Here is a 16,576-nt window from a genome sequence, read left to right as displayed (position 1 = left end):
AATAAAATGTTATTCTATCTTTGCACAAATTTTTTCTGCAATAAGTTAACAATTATTTAATTGGTTTAATTTTTGAGTGCAGTCTGTTATACTTTTATAATTATTTAAGTGAATACAAAATCTTATTTTTTTCAGTCTTTTTCGATTGTTGCTTTGGCGCTGGTTGCTTTTATTGGATTCAAACAAATTCTTCCGGACAAAATATTCTCAGAAAGTAAGTTAGATTCTAAAAACGTATTAATAGATAGTCTGCTTTTAGAGTCTGTAGCTAAAGATTCGCTTGCCGCGGATGATGATAGTATTGACGAAAGCGAAAGAAAACTAAACAATCAGAAAATTGTTTTTGATGAAACAGAAGGAATCGAGTTTCCGGCCGAATCATTTGAAAACTATAAAGGATATCAATACCTGATTTCTTTCTATGAAAAATTGTACCAGTTAGAGAAAAATCCGCAGAACAAAGTCAGAATTGCTTACTATGGAGATTCTATGACCGATGGAGATTTAATCGTTCAGGATGTTCGTGCCAATTATCAGGAACGATTTGGTGGTAACGGAGTTGGATTTGTTTCAATTACTTCAGAATCTGCTGCATCGAGAGGTTCTGTAAAATCGACTTATTCGAAAAACTGGAAAACGCAATCATATTTAAATGTCAAAAAACCGGCAAGTCCTTTTGGAGTAAACGGACACGTATTTTTTGCAAATGATGCATCTAATAACACTTGGGTTCAGTACGAAGCCGGATTGAATAAAAATTGTACTACTTTAGATAATGCCACGTTGTTTTACGGACGTTCGTCTAAAACAGGAAAAGTAAATTTCATTATCGGAAAAGATACTTTAAAGAAAAGTCTTTCTCCAAACAGTTTAGTAAATACTTTAAAAGTGTCTTCGGGAAGTTTAAAAGCTTTCAAAGCTAATTTTGTGCATGCCGATTCTATTCCTATTTATGGATTTAATTTTGATAACGGGATAGGAGTTCACGTAGATAATTTTTCTCAAAGAGGAAATTCAGGACTTCCAATTTCAATGTTCAATGCCGATGTGATGCGAGCATTTAATAATAATCTGAAATACGATTTAATTATTCTGCACTACGGGACAAACGTTTTGAATTACGGAACAAAGAATTATTCCTGGTATGAAAAAGGAATGACGAAAACCGTAAACAAAATCAAAGAATCTTTCCCGGGAGTTTCCATATTAATTGTTTCTACAGCAGATAAATCAACTAAATACGATTTGGAAATGAAAACCGATTCAGCTGTTGTGCCATTAATGAAAGCGCAAAAACACTACGCTTTAGAAACAGAATCTGGATTTGTAAACTTATACACTTTAATGGGCGGTGACGGATCAATGATTAAATGGGTGGATGAAGCGCCGGCAAAGGCCAATAAAGATTACACACACTTTAATCAGCGTGGTGCAAAAGCTATTGGTAATTTGCTTTACGGACAATTGAATAAAGGATACGAAGAATATAAAGTGCTTAGAGCAAAACGAGATACAGAAGGAACTAAACCAAAACCAGTAAGAAGAGCCAGACCTGATTCCGTTTCAATAACAAAAGACAGCGTATGATGAATAAACTTATTGTGTTTTTTTGTTGCCTTTTCTTTACAATAAATGAAAAGCCTCCAAAAACTAATGTAGATCCAATACCAAAAAAAATGATTCAAAAAGTTGATACCGCACAGGCGGAAACTCCAATAGAGGGTCAAATTTATAATGCACAAGTATTAAAAAACTTTTTTGAAAAACTGGAACAAAATGAAAACCAGAAAAATCAAAAGATTAATATAGTTCACATTGGGGATTCACATATTCAGGGTGATTTAATGACTAATGAGATCCGAAAAAATTTGCAGCAAAGGTTTGGAAATGCCGGACGAGGATTAGTTTTTCCGTATCAATTGGCAAAAACAAATGGTTCTTACAACGAACGGTTCAAGTCAAATCGTGTTTGGGAAAGTTACAGAAATATTCTTCCATTTAGAAGTAGCCCTGTTGGCTTAAGCGGAATTGGTCTTTGGAGAGATTCCGGCGGATTTGTAATGGAAATGAATGTAAAAGATCCTTCGTATAAATTCAATACCATAAAAATTATAACGCCTCAAAATCAAAATATGTTTGATCTGGCCGTTTCGTCAAAGATCAATTCGATTCAGACAACAGAACGAAAAGTGATAACACACAAGATCAAAAAAGGAGAAGTTTTAGGGACGATTGCTGATAAATACAATGTTTCTGTTGCCGAAATAAAAAGAGAAAATCATCTAAAATCAAACAACATTCGTGCTGGGCGAACTTTAAGAATCTCAACAAATGAAACAAGGCCAAAGACTATTTCAATGTCAGAGTTTGTGCCTTTAACGATAGAATCAGATTCGTATTCGCATTATTACAATTCGGATAGTCCTTTGAGCAGAATTTTTCTGATTCCAAATAAAGAAGCTTCCAATTATGAACTGAACGGTTTAGTTTTAGAAAAAGATGCTTCGGGAATTATTTACAGCGGCATTGGAGTAAACGGCGCTAAATATTCAGATTATAATAAGTATCCGTTATTCTTTGAACAGCTAAAAGCTTTGCATCCGGATTTACTTGTTTTTTCACTTGGAACAAATGAAAGTTACGATCATCTTGAAGCCGGAAACTACATCAAAGAATTACAGGAATTTATAAGTAATGTAAGAACTCAAAAAATAGATTCGCCAATTATTGTGATGACACCACCGCCATCTTTACTGAGAAGAAAACCGAATAATTATATTAATGATTATACAAAATATATTATTGATGCTGCACAAAAAGACGGTTTCGCAGTTTGGGATTTATATGATGAATTCGGAGGTATGAGCGGAATCAAACAATTAAAGGCACAAGGATTAATAGGACCGGATTGGGTTCATTATTCAAAAAAAGGATATGAGAAACAAGGAAACTTGTTTACAAAGGCGTTTTTAAAAACATACGATAATTTTAAATTAAAGAATTAAGTTGACAACAATAGATAGCATTAATAATTGGTTCATTCAAAATTTTGGTGCAATTACGATGGAACAAGTTGAAAGCTGGTTTGTTTACAATCCGGACGAAAAACTTTTATTCAATACCGGTTTATTCTTAGGATTATTTCTGGTTTTCTATTTTGTGTATGGATTTTTACGCAAAACATTTTATTTAAGATTAACGTATGTTATTCTTTTCTCACTTTTCTTTTACTACAAATCAAGTGGTGTTTATTTTCTGTTATTGTTGCTTTCATCTGTTGTAGATTATGGCTTGAGTCAGATTATTTACAAAGAAAGCAGAGATGGTGTTAAGAAAGTGTATCTGGTAATTAGTGTTATTCTGAATCTGGCGCTTTTAGGCTATTTCAAATACATGAACTTTTTGATTGTTACTTATAATGACATGTTCCATGGTAATTTTGCCTTGCATAATGTATTTCTTCCTGTTGGAATTTCGTTTTATACTTTCCAGTCCATGAGTTATATCATTGAGATTTATCGAGAAGAAATAAAGCCAACCAAAAACTATATCGAGTATTTATTTTTTGTATCCTTTTTTCCGCAGTTAGTTGCCGGACCAATTGTGCGTGCGAAAGATTTTCTTCCGCAGATTTATCAAAAGCTAAATCTTACAAGACAAGATGTAAACAATGCTTTGTTTCTGATAATTGGAGGTTTGATTAAGAAAACAGTAATTTCGAATTACATTTCAGTAAACTTCGTAGATCGTGTTTTCGATACGCCAATGAGTTATACTTCCTTTGAAAACTTAATGGCATCTTACGGATATGCCATTCAGATTTACTGTGATTTCTCAGGATATTCAGATATGGCAATTGGTATTGCTTTATTGTTAGGATTCAAATTGCCGGCCAACTTTAGAACGCCTTATAAATCCACTTCGATTACCGATTTCTGGAGAAGATGGCACATTTCACTTTCTACGTGGTTAAAAGACTTTTTATACATTTCTATTGGAGGAAATCGTGAAGGATCTTTTGCCGGTTTTTTATTCCCAAGTTTATTCTTCTTTGGACTATTACTTTGGGGAATCTCGAATTATAACGAAAGTATTATTCCATTAATTATTGCCGGAAGCAGTATTTTGATTTTCTGTCTGTCATTTTTGCTTTCAGGCAAAATAAAACAAACACTGGTAACCAATTTTAATTTGTTTACCACAATGCTTTTAGGTGGTTTATGGCATGGAGCAGGAGCACAGTTTATTGTTTGGGGAGCTTTACACGGATTAGCATTAGCAGTTCATAAAATTTTTATGGAATTTTTTCCTTCCAAAAAAGACAAAAGCCCTAATTTCTTGTGGAGATTTTTCTCAATCATAATTACATTCCATTTTGTAGTTTTCTGCTGGATCTTTTTCCGAGCAAGAGATTTTGAAACAGCTATACAAGTAATTAATAATATCGGACAATTAACATTTGAACCTGAACTTTGGAAAACAATTGTTCTTGGATACAAAAATGTATTCGGATTGATGTTATTCGGTTATGTTTGGCATTTCTTACCGGAAACATTCACAAACGGAATGAAATCTGTTTTTGATAAAACACCAATTTTAGTAAAAGCAATCATTTTGGGTTTTGTTTACTGGATTGTTTACGCAACAGCAGTTGCCGGTTCACAGCCGTTTATTTATTTCCAGTTCTAAAAAGATATAGCTACGAAGGCACAAAGGCGCAAAGGTTTTATTCTTTGCGCCTTTTTTTATAGCCACAGATTAAAGGATTAAAAAAGTTTTTTTTTCACGCAGATTCTGCAGATTTTGGCAGATTTTTTTTTGATTTTAGATATTAATCTGTGAAAATCTGCTTAAATCTTTTTAAATCTGCGTGAAAAAACTTTGCCACCTTGCGAGCAAAATACAATCTGCAAAATCTGCGTAATCTGCGATAGGAAAATATTAGTTAAAGGAATTAGGGAAATTAGCGTAATTCGTGGCAAAAAACTTTGCGTCTTAGTGCCTTCGTGGCAAAAAAAAGCGTATAAATAAAAATTGCCTGAAATATCTAATTAGATTATCTTTGCACTTCAAATAAACAAAAAGATATGTTTGATAATTTAAGTGATAAGTTAGATAAAGCGTTCCATATATTAAAAGGGCACGGTAAAATTACAGAAGTAAACGTTGCCGATACCTTAAAAGAAGTTCGTCGTGCCTTACTTGATGCCGACGTTAACTTTAAAATTGCTAAAGATTTTACGGCAAGAGTAAAAGACAAAGCAATTGGACAGGACGTATTGACAACCTTACAGCCGGGACAATTATTAGTAAAACTGGTAAAAGATGAGTTGACAGAATTAATGGGTGGAGATGTAGCTGGTGTAAACTTATCAGGAAATCCAACTGTAATTTTGATGTCAGGACTTCAGGGTTCTGGTAAAACTACTTTCTCAGGGAAATTAGCAAATTTCTTAAAAACAAAGAAAAACAAGAAACCACTTCTTGTAGCTTGTGATATCTACCGTCCGGCGGCGATTAATCAGTTGCATGTTGTGGGAGATCAAATAGGTGTTGAGGTTTACTCAGAACCGGAAAACAAAAATCCTGTAGAAATTGCTCAAAATGCAATCAAACATGCTAAAGCAAACGGATTCAATGTTGTAATTGTCGATACAGCAGGTCGTTTGGCAGTAGATCAGGAAATGATGGACGAAATTGCTCGTGTACACAAAGCGATTCAGCCACAAGAAACATTGTTCGTTGTTGATTCTATGACAGGACAAGATGCTGTAAACACAGCAAAAGCGTTCAACGATATCTTGAATTTTGATGGGGTTATCTTAACGAAATTAGATGGTGATACTCGTGGTGGAGCGGCACTTTCAATCAAATCGATTGTAAACAAACCAATCAAATTTGTTGGTACTGGAGAAAAAATGGAAGCAATTGATGTTTTCTATCCGGAACGTATGGCAGAGCGTATCTTAGGAATGGGAGACGTTGTGTCTCTTGTTGAAAGAGCTCAGGAACAATTTGATGAAGAAGAAGCAAGAAAACTTCAAAAGAAAATTGCGAAAAACGAGTTTGGTTTTGATGACTTCTTAACGCAGATTCAGCAAGTAAAGAAAATGGGTAATATGAAAGACTTGGTTGGAATGATACCAGGAGCTTCAAAAGCCATGAAAGATGTTGAAATCGAAGATGACGCCTTCAAACATATAGAAGCGATTATTTATTCAATGACGCCGGCTGAAAGAAGCAAGCCAGCCATTATCGACGTAAAAAGAAAAGCCAGAATCGCAAAAGGTTCGGGAACTAAAGTCGAGCAGGTAAATCAGCTGATGAAACAGTTTGACCAAATGAGCAAGATGATGAAGATGATGCAAGGCCCAGGCGGAAAAAACCTAATGAAAATGATGGGAGGCATGAAAGGAATGCCAGGAGGAATGCCGAGATAATAAAATTAAAAGTTTCAAGTTTAAGGTTTCAAGTTAGAGACCGAAATTTGAAACTTTTTTAATTCAATAAATATTAAGTTTCGCAAGTAACGTGACCCGAGGCAAAAGGCCGACTTGGCGAAGCAAACATAAAACTTTAAACTTGAAACAAAACAATGCAACTACTAGACGGTAAAAAAACATCTAACGACATTAAAAACGAAATTGCAGATGAAGTTCAATCTATCAAAGCAGCCGGAGGAAAAGTGCCTCATTTAGCGGCAGTTTTGGTTGGAAATAACGGAGCAAGTTTAACTTACGTAGGAAGTAAAGTAAAATCTTGTCAGGAAATCGGATTTGATTCTACTTTAGTGAGTCTGCCGGAAACGATTACCGAAGACGAACTGCTTGCTAAGATTAAAGAATTAAATGAAGATGATAATCTGGACGGATATATCGTTCAGTTACCGTTGCCGAAACATATTGATGAACAGAAAATTTTATTAGCAATCGATCCAGACAAAGATGTTGACGGATTCCATCCAACTAACTTTGGTAGAATGGCGCTTGAAATGGAAAGTTTTATTCCGGCAACACCATTCGGAATTATGGAATTATTAGAGCGTTATAAAGTAGAAACTGCAGGAAAACATACTGTAGTAATTGGAAGAAGCCATATCGTAGGGCGTCCAATGAGTATCTTAATGAGCCGTAAAGGAAATCCCGGAGATTCTACAGTTACTTTGACACACAGCCGTACTAAAGACTTAGCAGAATTCACTAAAAATGCCGATATCATCATCACAGCTTTGGGAGTTCCGGAATTCTTAAAAGCTGATATGGTGAAAGAAGGAGTAACGGTTATCGACGTTGGAATTACACGTGTAGAAGATGCTTCTAACGCAAAAGGATATGTTATTAAAGGTGACGTTGATTTTGACGGAGTAAGCAAAAAAGCATCGTTCATTACGCCAGTTCCGGGTGGAGTAGGACCAATGACAATTGCAATGTTACTTAAAAATACACTTTTAGCAAGAAAAATGAGAAGCGCAAGAAATCAATAGTTTCTTCCTGAAAAATATTCAAAACCCGTTCAAACGAACGGGTTTTGTTGTTTTTAATATATAATTAATAGTTTAAAGTTTTGGTTCTTGAAAATAAAGGATACTTTTGCAGCACTTTAAAAAATAACACTTCTCCAAATGGACGATTATTATTATTCGTTAGTATTAAATTAAGCAGCTTTTGAACTTTCAAAATGCTGCGTTAAAACCCTGTATTTTGAAATGAAAGCCTTTTACACAAACAACAACGGATTGGTAGAAATCCAAAAATGGACTTCAAATTGCTGGATTCACATCGAATCTCCAACAGAATCAGATAAAAATTATTTACTGGAAGAACTTCAGGTTCCTGAAGCTTTTTATAATGATATTGAGGATATCGACGAAAGACCTCGTATCGAAATTGAAGACGGCTGGACGCTTATTATTATGCGAATTCCCGTTAAAAGCGGTGATGTCAAAATTCCTTTTCATACCGTTCCTCTCGGAATCATTTTTAAAAATGATATCTGTGTTACAATCAGTTTTTATAAAACAGAAATAATCAAAGATTTTGTCTCTTATTCGCAACGAAAAAATATCGAGATAGAAGACAATTTCAATTTGGTGCTAAGATTGCTTTTGTCATCAAGCGTTTGGTATTTGAAATATTTGAAACAAATCAACCATAAAATAAAACTCGCAGAAGATAATTTAGAAAAATCGATCAAAAATGAAGAATTACAAGCCCTGCTTCAGATAGAGAAATGCTTTGTATTCTTTATAACCTCTTTAAAAGCAAATGACGTTTTATTTCAAAGAATTAAAAATCTAAAAGCTCACAAAGCCACCTATGATCCCGAGTTATTAGAAGATGTTGAAATCGAATTAAATCAGGCACAAGATACAGCCAATATTTACAACAACATCTTAACCGGAATGATGGATGCCTATGCTTCTGTGATTTCCAATAATATGAATACGATCATGAAACAGATGACTTCTATTTCGATCATCCTAATGATTCCGACTTTAATCGCCAGTTTGTACGGAATGAACGTGCCAAACGGTCTGGAAGAAAGTAAATATGGAATCTGGATTTTGCTTCTAGTCTCTATAATTTTATCCACTTTCGGAGTGTTTTTATTTAAAAGGAGAAGATGGTTTTAATTTTAAAATCATAAAACAACAAAAGCCTGTTCATTACGAATGGGCTTTTTTGTTTCTGTTCAAATCGAATTTATCCGGATTTGTAAATTAATTGCCTTAGTTGATGCTTTCCCATGTTTTCATTAATCCGAAGATGGTAATAAAAATGTACAATTGATATTCGATATATTTTGTTTAATTTATTGATTGCTAGTTTTTTGATGTTTTAAATCGGGGCTTATTGGTAAAGAATTAACTATTATTTTGATTTTGTTGGTCTATTTTTAACATTTTCTTGCAGTTTATTCACTTCTCAAAAAGTAAGTTTGGTCTTAATAAAAAAAACTATTTATACCTATTAACTAAAAAAATCAATTTCTTATGATTGAAACTTTACCATCCGCAACATTTTTTATTTATTTTTCTCTTCTTTCTCCTAAAACTGTCGTAAAATAATATGAGAAAGGATTTAGGTTTTTTCGCGTTTTTTTTATGCTGTTTTTCTTCTATCGCACAAAAAAGTATTGTAATTAATGGTAAAATCGTTACCGAAAAATTAGCCCCAATTGAATCCGCAACTGTATATCTGATTCATCCAAAAGATTCTTCAGTTGTAGAGTATGCGCTTACTGACAAAAATGGTTTCTTCAAATTACAAATCAAACCAATTCCTCAAAATGTCATTTTAAAAATATCAGGACAAGGGTATCAGGATTTTTCTAAAAATTTTGAAAAGCTGACACAAAATACGGATTTGGGGATTTTAAAACTTTTAGAGTACGAAAATAAATTGCTTGAAGTAGTTATAAAAAACGAAGCACCTCCGGTTCGGGCCAAGAAAGATACTCTGGAGTATAACGCTTCGTCGTTTAAAATACGCCCCGATGCCAACGTCGAAGCTTTGTTAAAACAATTACCGGGAGTTACCATTGATGCCGATAAGAAAATAATGGTGAATGGTAAAGAAGTGAACCAAATACTGGTTAATGGGAAGCCTTTTTTTGGCGAAGACGGAAAGGTTGCACTTCAAAATCTTCCGGCTGAGATCATTAAAAAAATACAGGTTTCAGATACCAAAACCAAAGAACAGGAATTTACTAAAGAGGCTTCTACTTCTAATAATTCTACTATCAATCTGACTATAGAAAAAGAAAAAGACAAAGGTTTTTTTGGGAAAATAATGGGCGGTTACGGAAGTTCTGAACGTTATGAGAGCAGTGCTTTGCTGAGTTATTTTAAAGAAAAAAGACGCATTAGTTTTCTGGCTTCTTCTAATAATATAAATGCAACAGGCTTTTCTATGGATGAAGTTTTTGATAATATGGGTGGCGGACGAAATTCTGGTTCCAGGGCGCCGGTAATTGGAAGAGGACCCGGAATAATTAAATCGAATTTAATTGGATTGAATTATGCCGACGAATGGTTTAAAGGAAGCAAGTTTAACGGGAATTATTATTTCAACAATTCAAATTCTGAGAATAATAACCGAACGACAGAACTTACTTTATTGCCAACGGGTTCTTTATTGTCAGAGTCGGTTTCTAAGTCAAATAACGATTCGAATAAACACAATGCCGATTTTAACTTAGAGTATGATATTACGCCGAAAACAAAAATTATGATTTCGCCAAAAGTTGAAATGGGAACCACTACGGCAACGAATAATTATTTTAGAAAAACTACAGATGAGAATGGACAATTGGTCAACACAACCGACTCTTATAATGTAAATGAAAGTGATAATTCTAATTTTAAAAATTACATTAATCTTTTTACCAAAGGAAAGAGAAAAGGCAGATTTTTTGCGGTTAATTTCTTTAATGAAAACTCAAAAAACGATGCCAGTTCGATTATAGAATCTTCTACAAAATATGCTCAGGGGAGCAATCCAGATGATATTAGAAATCAAAATGTAAAAACAAGTAATAAGAAAGATTATTACACAAGCTCTATCCGATATTCAGAACCCGTTACAGATTCTTTAAGTTTTAATTTTAGTTTAAAAACAGATTGGGAAAAAACGAGCGATGATAAAAAAACATTTGACCGTAATAACGCTGGAATGAATTTGATTGATTCCCTAAGTAATTATAATTTTTCTAATCGATTTCAGGTTAATCCCAAAGTAGGATTTAGTATTAATAAAAAGAAATTCTTTTTTAGTTTACACACCGGAACTTATTTCGTGAAAGCTCAAAATAATGCTCTTTATGAAAATGTTGCCACCAATTTGAACAAGAATTATGTTTTTCCAGATGGAACATTTAATTTGAATTATCGATTTAATAAATCAAAGGCAATCTATTTATTTTATGAGCGATGGTTTACTATTCCGAAAGATTTTCAGATTCTGCCGGTTAATAATTTGGATAATCCATTAGTGACAAGAATTGGAAATCCGGATTTGAAAGCTTCTACTTCCAATACTGTTTATTTTACTTTTTCGGATTATGATTATCAATCACATTCAGGTTTTTATCTATATGGAAACTTAGTTTTTAACAATAATCAGATTGTTTCGGCATCAAAATATAATTCGGCAGGTCAGCAAATCATAACGTATGATAATGTATCCGGAACCAGCAATAGTAGTTTAGGTTCAGAATGGAGTAAGTCGATAAAAAAGGATTCGAATACTTACGGTTTTCGTTTTGGAGGACGTGTTATGTATACTTTAGATAAAGGTTTTACAAATAGCGAATTATATACCGCAAAAATGTTAAGCCTTGTACCTTATCTGCAATTATCTTATGATTATGGCGAGTTTTTAAGTATAAAACCATCTTATGAATTTGCCTTTAATGATACACGATATAATAATAGCTCTATAAGTTCTGCATCAAACACAACACACAATTTTAAAGTAGAAATGACGAACTTTATCTGGAAGAAATGGGTTTTAGGAAATGATTTTGGATATACTTACAATTCTAATCTTTCAGGTCCCTATAAAAAAGACTTTTACTTATGGAATACCAGTTTGTCTTATAAATTTGCTGATGATAAATTTACGCTTAAAGCAAAGGTTTATGACTTGCTGGATCAAAATCAGAGTACTTCCAGAAGCATTACACCAACCTCTGTTGTAGATTCTGAAAACACGGTTCTGAAACGGTACATTATGTTTTCATTGCAGTATAAATTCCAAAATTTTGCTACAAAGAAAAAGAATTAAATTGCTTTAGATAAATCTTTAAATCACTTTGTAAACATTACTATTGTTTACAAAGTGATTTTTTTTGAAAAAAAATTAATGGAGCGTGTTGTCATTTCAAAATAAAACATAACTTTGTAACGCAAAGTACTTTAATTATGAATCAAAAACACCAAGAAGATTTAGCACATATTCGTTCCATGATGGAGCGTTCTTCCAGATTTATATCATTAAGCGGACTTTCAGGAGTTTTCGCGGGTCTTTCGGCTTTAATTGGTGGAATCTATGTTTACCAGCTTTTTAAAGCAAATGGAATAGATTATATCAGTGATGATAGCAGATCGTATTCTGTTAATCTGGTGTCGGAATTATTTTGGATTGGGATTATAATTATGGCATGCGCATTTGTTTTCGGAATCTTTTTCACTGTTAGAAAAAGCCGAAAATACAACTTGCCAATCTGGACATCGGCTACAAAAAAGATGTTATTCAACTTGTCTGTTCCGCTATTTGCCGGAGGAGTTTTTTGCCTGGCTTTAATGTATCACGGATATTTTGGACTGGTTGCGCCATCGACTTTGCTTTTTTATGGTTTAGCACTTATTAATGCAGAAAAATATACTTTTTCGGATGTAAAATATTTAGGTTTCTGCGAACTTTGTTTAGGATTAATTGCTCTTTTCTATATTGGATATGGATTATTGTTCTGGATTCTTGGATTCGGAATTCTTCATATCTTATATGGATTAGTAATGTTCAAAAAATACAAATAATTGAATGGGAATTATTGATAAGCTAAATAAAGATTTCGAAAGCCGTGTCAGATTGGGTATTATGTCCGTTCTAATGGTTAACGACTGGGTAGATTTTACCGAGATGAAAACGCTTTTGGATATCACCGACGGGAATTTAGCAAGTCATTCTTCTGCATTGGAGAAATCTGAATACATCGAAGTAAAAAAGGAATTTGTAGGCAAAAAGCCAAAAACATCTTATCAGGTAACACCGCTTGGACGCGCGGCGTTTAAAGAACACCTTTCATATCTCGAAAAATTAATGAAATCTTAGAAACTAAAATTTTTTATTCAAAAACTTTGAATTACAAAGTACTTTTAAAAACTAAAATCATGAAAAAACATCAAATTATTTTAGCGTGTACAGCAGTTTTTGCACTGCTTTTTTACAATCAGGAGCCTGGAATCAATATTTCTATTTTTGGAGTGGTACTGACTTTATTAGTTAGTTATTTCTTTCAGGAAAAGCTAGTTGACAGATCCCATCTGGTTTTGGTTATGACTTCTATTTTGTCTTGTTTTGCTTTTGCGTGGTATGGAGATGCTGCATCTTTTTTTGCTTTAGCATTATCAATTTTGTTTTTACAGTTTAAAACACAGGAGGGGGAACTCAAAATTATACAAATCTTTCCTTTGATATTCTTAAACGGAATAACAACATTGGGACGCGTTTTTATTTTTAGTCAATGGCTTCCTGAACGAAAAATTCACAACGATTTTGCGAAGAAACTTGTAGCGTTTGTTGTAATTCCGATGATATTTTTAGGATTGTTTTTTATCGTTTATTCTTTTGGAAGTAATCATTTCTCTTCATTGTTTACAGATTACACTTTAGATATTGATGTTTTTCAGTTAGTACTGATCAGCATACTTGGATTTTATATTTCTTTCAGTTTTTGGAATTACTGGGTTCCTGATGCTTGTTATGAATTCAATCCAAAATTAAACAATGAATTCAATACTATTTCTGAGGTAAAAAATCAAAGTACTTTTTCATTTCTTGATTTGGACTTTGAAAGAAAGAGTGGGGAAATTACATTGTTTTTATTAAATCTTATGCTGCTGGTTTTTATTACAACTTATAATTATGAGCAGTTTTTTGAAGTGGTAGAAAAATCAAATCTTAGTGCAGATACACATGAACGTGTAAATGCTGTAATTTTTTCGATCTTAATGGCTGTAGGTGTAATTCTGTTTTATTTCAAAGGAGGATTTAACTTTGACGAAAAGGCTAAAACATTAAAAAACTTAGCTAAAATCTGGCTTACATTAAATGTTATTTTGATTATAAGTGCCATGATTAAAAATACCGAATATGTATCTTTTTATGGCCTGACTTATAAACGTCTTGGAGTTTATGCATTTTTAATTCTGTCTATTATCGGATTGGTGATTTCATTTCAGAAAATCAGAAAACAGAAGACCAACGCCTATCTTTTCAATCAGATGGTATGGTATTTCTATGGAACAGTTCTTCTTTGCAGCTATGTGAATTGGGGGAATTTAGTAACCACTTATAATATTTCTGTAAACAAGGGAGTAGAGCCGGTTTTCTTAAGCGGACTAAATTTTAATGACGAGGCCAGAAGAGAATATCTTCAAAAGAATAATTTGAATGGTAAATACGCAGAGGCTGTGAGAGAAGAATTGATTACAAATTATCAAAATGCCGGATTCTTATCTAAAGCCTTATACTATGATTTTCTGCAGGTTAAAAATTAACATTAAATTTGATTAATCTTCTAAATTGCTTTATAAATTTGCAGGATAAATATTACAATTATAAATCATGCGTAGTTTTTGGATAATTTTAATTTTGTTGAATAGTGTTTTGTTACAAGCACAAAAAACAGTTGATAATCAGTTTGATAAAGATTTGATTTTGTATTTGCCCTTAAATGGGAATATAGAGGATGCAAGTTCTTTAAAAAATAGTTCTTACTCTCATTCTATTCAGCCGGTAAAAGACAGAAGTCAGAATACTAATGGAGCATTTTATTTTGGAAATGGTGGTTCTATCAGTATTGATAATGTATCCAATTTTAATGGATTAACTGCTTTTACAATCACTGGCTGGATTTATCTTGATAAGTATACTGAACATAATACAATTATTTCTAAAGTAGACCCGGGAAGAGACTTTAATTTACAGGTTCAGAAAGACGGAACACTTAATTTTCATACCTATAAAAATGGTTATATCCACTTTAATTCTCAGGAAAAGATTCCGTTAAATCAATGGGTTCAGGTAACTTTTATTTATACTGGCAAAATATTTCAGATGTACATAAACGGAGAACAAAAAAAGTTCACGATTAATTTTGAAGGTGCAATTCTTCCCATGGAAGAGCTTAAATTTAATTTTTCATGGACTGGAGAGAAGCTGACTATAGGAGATTTGTATCCTTACGGTTATGAGAATCTTAGTGGAGCTATTGATGATCTTAGGGTTTATAAAAGAGTATTGTCTTTTAGTGAAATCAAAAAGATGTATGTCGCAAAAAATAATGATCAGGGAGTAACATATCCTCTAGGTGATTTTAATAACTCAGGACAATATAAACACGTTATTGATAATGATACGTTTCAAATTGGAGTTCCTGCAGATCAGAAAGAAATAATTGATCCGCCTTTGCAGGAAATCAAGCTTGAAAAATAAAAAAAGGAGGCTTATTGGCCTCCTCTCTTTTTAAATCTGGGATCGTTTTTAGAAATATAAGTAGTTCTTCTGCTTGAATTTGGATTTGAACTTCTGTTTGGAGTTTCAACTTTCGGCAGACTTGCCTCTTCTGTTTTGCTCGAAGGCTCAATCAGCTGGTTTAATTCTTTAATTTCATCATCGGTTAGATCACGATAACGCCCAACGGGAACATCCAAAGAAATATTAATAATCCGGATACGTTTTAGCGCTGTAACTTCATACCCTAAATATTCGGACATTCTTCTAATTTGACGGTTTAATCCCTGCGTTAGAATAATCTTGAACGTATATTTACTGATTTGTTCGACTTTACATTTTTTGGTAACGGTATCCAAAATCGGAACACCATTTCCCATTCTTTGTATAAAACGTTCCGTGATAGGTTTGTTTACAGTAACGGTATATTCTTTTTCGTGGTTATTTCTTGCGCGAAGAATCTTGTTTACGATGTCTCCGTCATTAGTCATAAAAATTAATCCTTCACTGGCTTTATCCAGTCTTCCAATAGGGAAAATTCGTTTCGGATAATTAATATAATCTACAATATTGTTTTTGACTTCAAGATTAGTCGTACATTCAATTCCGACAGGTTTGTTGAATGCCAGATAAATCATTTTTTCGTTTTTTTCAACGATTAATTTTCCGTCTATGCGTACTTCATCATTTGAGGAAACTTTGGTTCCCATTTCAGCGACAGCACCATTTAAAGTTACGCGACCTTCTTCGATTAATTTATCGGCTTCACGGCGAGAACAATAACCGGTTTCTCCAATAAATTTATTAAGACGTTTTAAATTTTCTTCCATACTGCAAAAGTAGGCAAAAAATTGATTTTAGGTTTCAGATTTCAGATTTTAGATTTTTTTGAAATACTGATAGAAACCTTTGTCACTTTGGATCTCTGTACCTTTGCAACTTTTTTAAGAATGAAATTGAGAGCTGTCTTCTGGAGTTTCTTTTCTTTCAGACATGCCATAATCACGAACGACAGTTGCAATCCTTAAATGATAATCTTTAAAAATCCCGTTTCTTCCTTTTGCTTGTGCATGTCGATGCATTTCAAGATTTCTCCATTGCTGAATGCTTTCTTCGTCTCTCCAAAAAGATAGAGACAATATTTTTCCGGGATCAGCAAGACTCTGAAATCTTTCAATGGAGATAAATCCATCTATGTAGTTTAATTCAGGACGAAGACTTGCTGCAATATCAAGGTATTCATCTTTTTTTCCTTCGTTTGGGATAACTTCAAAAATTACAGCAATCATTTCAATTTTAGATTTTAGAATTCAGATTTTAGATTTTAGATTTTTGGAAAA

The 16,576-nt window shown here is 33.1% G+C and carries 13 protein-coding genes; 11 read left to right on the top strand and 2 right to left on the bottom strand.

Annotated elements, in window-relative coordinates; genetic code table 11:
- The first annotated feature begins 108 nt into the window (after positions 1-108).
- The 11 genes from HYN56_RS01255 to HYN56_RS01205 all read left to right on the top strand — a co-directional run bounded on the left by HYN56_RS01255 (position 109) and on the right by HYN56_RS01205 (position 15,218).
- Positions 109-1,587: an SGNH/GDSL hydrolase family protein gene (locus HYN56_RS01255; RefSeq protein ID WP_109190531.1), complete on the top strand. Its 1,479-nt coding sequence runs from the start codon at positions 109-111 to the stop codon at positions 1,585-1,587.
- 89 nt (positions 1,588-1,676) lie between these two features.
- Positions 1,677-3,005 (top strand): GDSL-type esterase/lipase family protein, encoded by a 1,329-nt coding sequence (locus tag HYN56_RS01250; protein ID WP_240622642.1) that lies wholly within the window; start codon positions 1,677-1,679, stop codon positions 3,003-3,005.
- Between the two features lies 1 nt (position 3,006).
- Positions 3,007-4,689, top strand: a complete 1,683-nt coding sequence (locus HYN56_RS01245; RefSeq protein WP_109190529.1) for an MBOAT family O-acyltransferase — start codon at positions 3,007-3,009, stop codon at positions 4,687-4,689.
- A gap of 398 nt (positions 4,690-5,087) precedes the next feature.
- Complete coding sequence (ffh, locus tag HYN56_RS01240) at positions 5,088-6,440, top strand: signal recognition particle protein (RefSeq protein WP_109190528.1); 1,353 nt, start codon at positions 5,088-5,090, stop codon at positions 6,438-6,440.
- Positions 6,441-6,595: 155 nt separating this feature from the next.
- The gene (locus HYN56_RS01235; protein ID WP_109190527.1) at positions 6,596-7,483 is read left to right on the top strand and encodes a bifunctional 5,10-methylenetetrahydrofolate dehydrogenase/5,10-methenyltetrahydrofolate cyclohydrolase; all 888 of its coding nucleotides are present in this window, start codon (positions 6,596-6,598) and stop codon (positions 7,481-7,483) included.
- A gap of 222 nt (positions 7,484-7,705) precedes the next feature.
- Positions 7,706-8,632, top strand: coding sequence for a magnesium transporter CorA family protein (locus tag HYN56_RS01230; RefSeq protein WP_109190526.1), 927 nt, complete (start codon positions 7,706-7,708; stop codon positions 8,630-8,632).
- Between the two features lie 436 nt (positions 8,633-9,068).
- Positions 9,069-11,786, top strand: coding sequence for a TonB-dependent receptor (locus HYN56_RS01225; protein ID WP_109190525.1), 2,718 nt, complete (start codon positions 9,069-9,071; stop codon positions 11,784-11,786).
- Positions 11,787-11,923: 137 nt separating this feature from the next.
- Positions 11,924-12,538 (top strand): hypothetical protein, encoded by a 615-nt coding sequence (locus HYN56_RS01220; protein ID WP_109190524.1) that lies wholly within the window; start codon positions 11,924-11,926, stop codon positions 12,536-12,538.
- Between the two features lie 4 nt (positions 12,539-12,542).
- A complete protein-coding gene (locus HYN56_RS01215) occupies positions 12,543-12,833 on the top strand; it encodes a winged helix-turn-helix domain-containing protein (RefSeq protein WP_109190523.1) in 291 nt (96 codons plus the stop codon).
- Between the two features lie 59 nt (positions 12,834-12,892).
- Positions 12,893-14,281 carry a DUF4153 domain-containing protein gene (locus tag HYN56_RS01210; protein ID WP_109190522.1) on the top strand — a complete coding sequence of 463 codons (1,389 nt, stop codon included), beginning with the start codon at positions 12,893-12,895 and terminating at the stop codon, positions 14,279-14,281.
- 67 nt (positions 14,282-14,348) lie between these two features.
- Positions 14,349-15,218 carry a LamG domain-containing protein gene (locus tag HYN56_RS01205; protein WP_109190521.1) on the top strand — a complete coding sequence of 290 codons (870 nt, stop codon included), beginning with the start codon at positions 14,349-14,351 and terminating at the stop codon, positions 15,216-15,218.
- Between the two features lie 11 nt (positions 15,219-15,229).
- Here the strand turns inward: HYN56_RS01205 and rluF are convergent, their stop codons facing one another.
- Both rluF and HYN56_RS01195 read right to left on the bottom strand, forming a co-directional pair.
- Positions 15,230-16,066, bottom strand: a complete 837-nt coding sequence (rluF, locus tag HYN56_RS01200; protein ID WP_109190520.1) for a 23S rRNA pseudouridine(2604) synthase RluF — start codon at positions 16,064-16,066, stop codon at positions 15,230-15,232.
- Positions 16,067-16,180: 114 nt separating this feature from the next.
- Positions 16,181-16,525, bottom strand: coding sequence for an antibiotic biosynthesis monooxygenase family protein (locus HYN56_RS01195; RefSeq protein ID WP_109190519.1), 345 nt, complete (start codon positions 16,523-16,525; stop codon positions 16,181-16,183).
- Positions 16,526-16,576 lie beyond the last annotated feature (51 nt).

Origin of the sequence: Flavobacterium crocinum (assembly GCF_003122385.1) — a bacterium.
GTDB lineage: Bacteria > Bacteroidota > Bacteroidia > Flavobacteriales > Flavobacteriaceae > Flavobacterium > Flavobacterium crocinum.
Note: the sequence above shows the minus strand (reverse complement) of the source record. Positions and strands in the feature narration are given on the sequence as shown.

Excerpts from the sequence above, each read along its gene's own strand:
- HYN56_RS01250 (WP_240622642.1), top strand. The coding sequence starts at position 1,677 with ATGATTCAAAAAGTTGATACCGCACAGGCGGAAACTCCAATAGAGGGT.
- ffh (WP_109190528.1), top strand. The coding sequence starts at position 5,088 with ATGTTTGATAATTTAAGTGATAAGTTAGATAAAGCGTTCCATATATTA.
- HYN56_RS01235 (WP_109190527.1), top strand. The coding sequence starts at position 6,596 with ATGCAACTACTAGACGGTAAAAAAACATCTAACGACATTAAAAACGAA.
- HYN56_RS01230 (WP_109190526.1), top strand. The coding sequence starts at position 7,706 with ATGAAAGCCTTTTACACAAACAACAACGGATTGGTAGAAATCCAAAAA.
- HYN56_RS01225 (WP_109190525.1), top strand. The coding sequence starts at position 9,069 with ATGAGAAAGGATTTAGGTTTTTTCGCGTTTTTTTTATGCTGTTTTTCT.
- HYN56_RS01220 (WP_109190524.1), top strand. The coding sequence starts at position 11,924 with ATGAATCAAAAACACCAAGAAGATTTAGCACATATTCGTTCCATGATG.
- HYN56_RS01215 (WP_109190523.1), top strand. The coding sequence starts at position 12,543 with ATGGGAATTATTGATAAGCTAAATAAAGATTTCGAAAGCCGTGTCAGA.
- HYN56_RS01210 (WP_109190522.1), top strand. The coding sequence starts at position 12,893 with ATGAAAAAACATCAAATTATTTTAGCGTGTACAGCAGTTTTTGCACTG.
- HYN56_RS01205 (WP_109190521.1), top strand. The coding sequence starts at position 14,349 with ATGCGTAGTTTTTGGATAATTTTAATTTTGTTGAATAGTGTTTTGTTA.
- rluF (WP_109190520.1), bottom strand. The coding sequence starts at position 16,066 with ATGGAAGAAAATTTAAAACGTCTTAATAAATTTATTGGAGAAACCGGT.
- HYN56_RS01195 (WP_109190519.1), bottom strand. The coding sequence starts at position 16,525 with ATGATTGCTGTAATTTTTGAAGTTATCCCAAACGAAGGAAAAAAAGAT.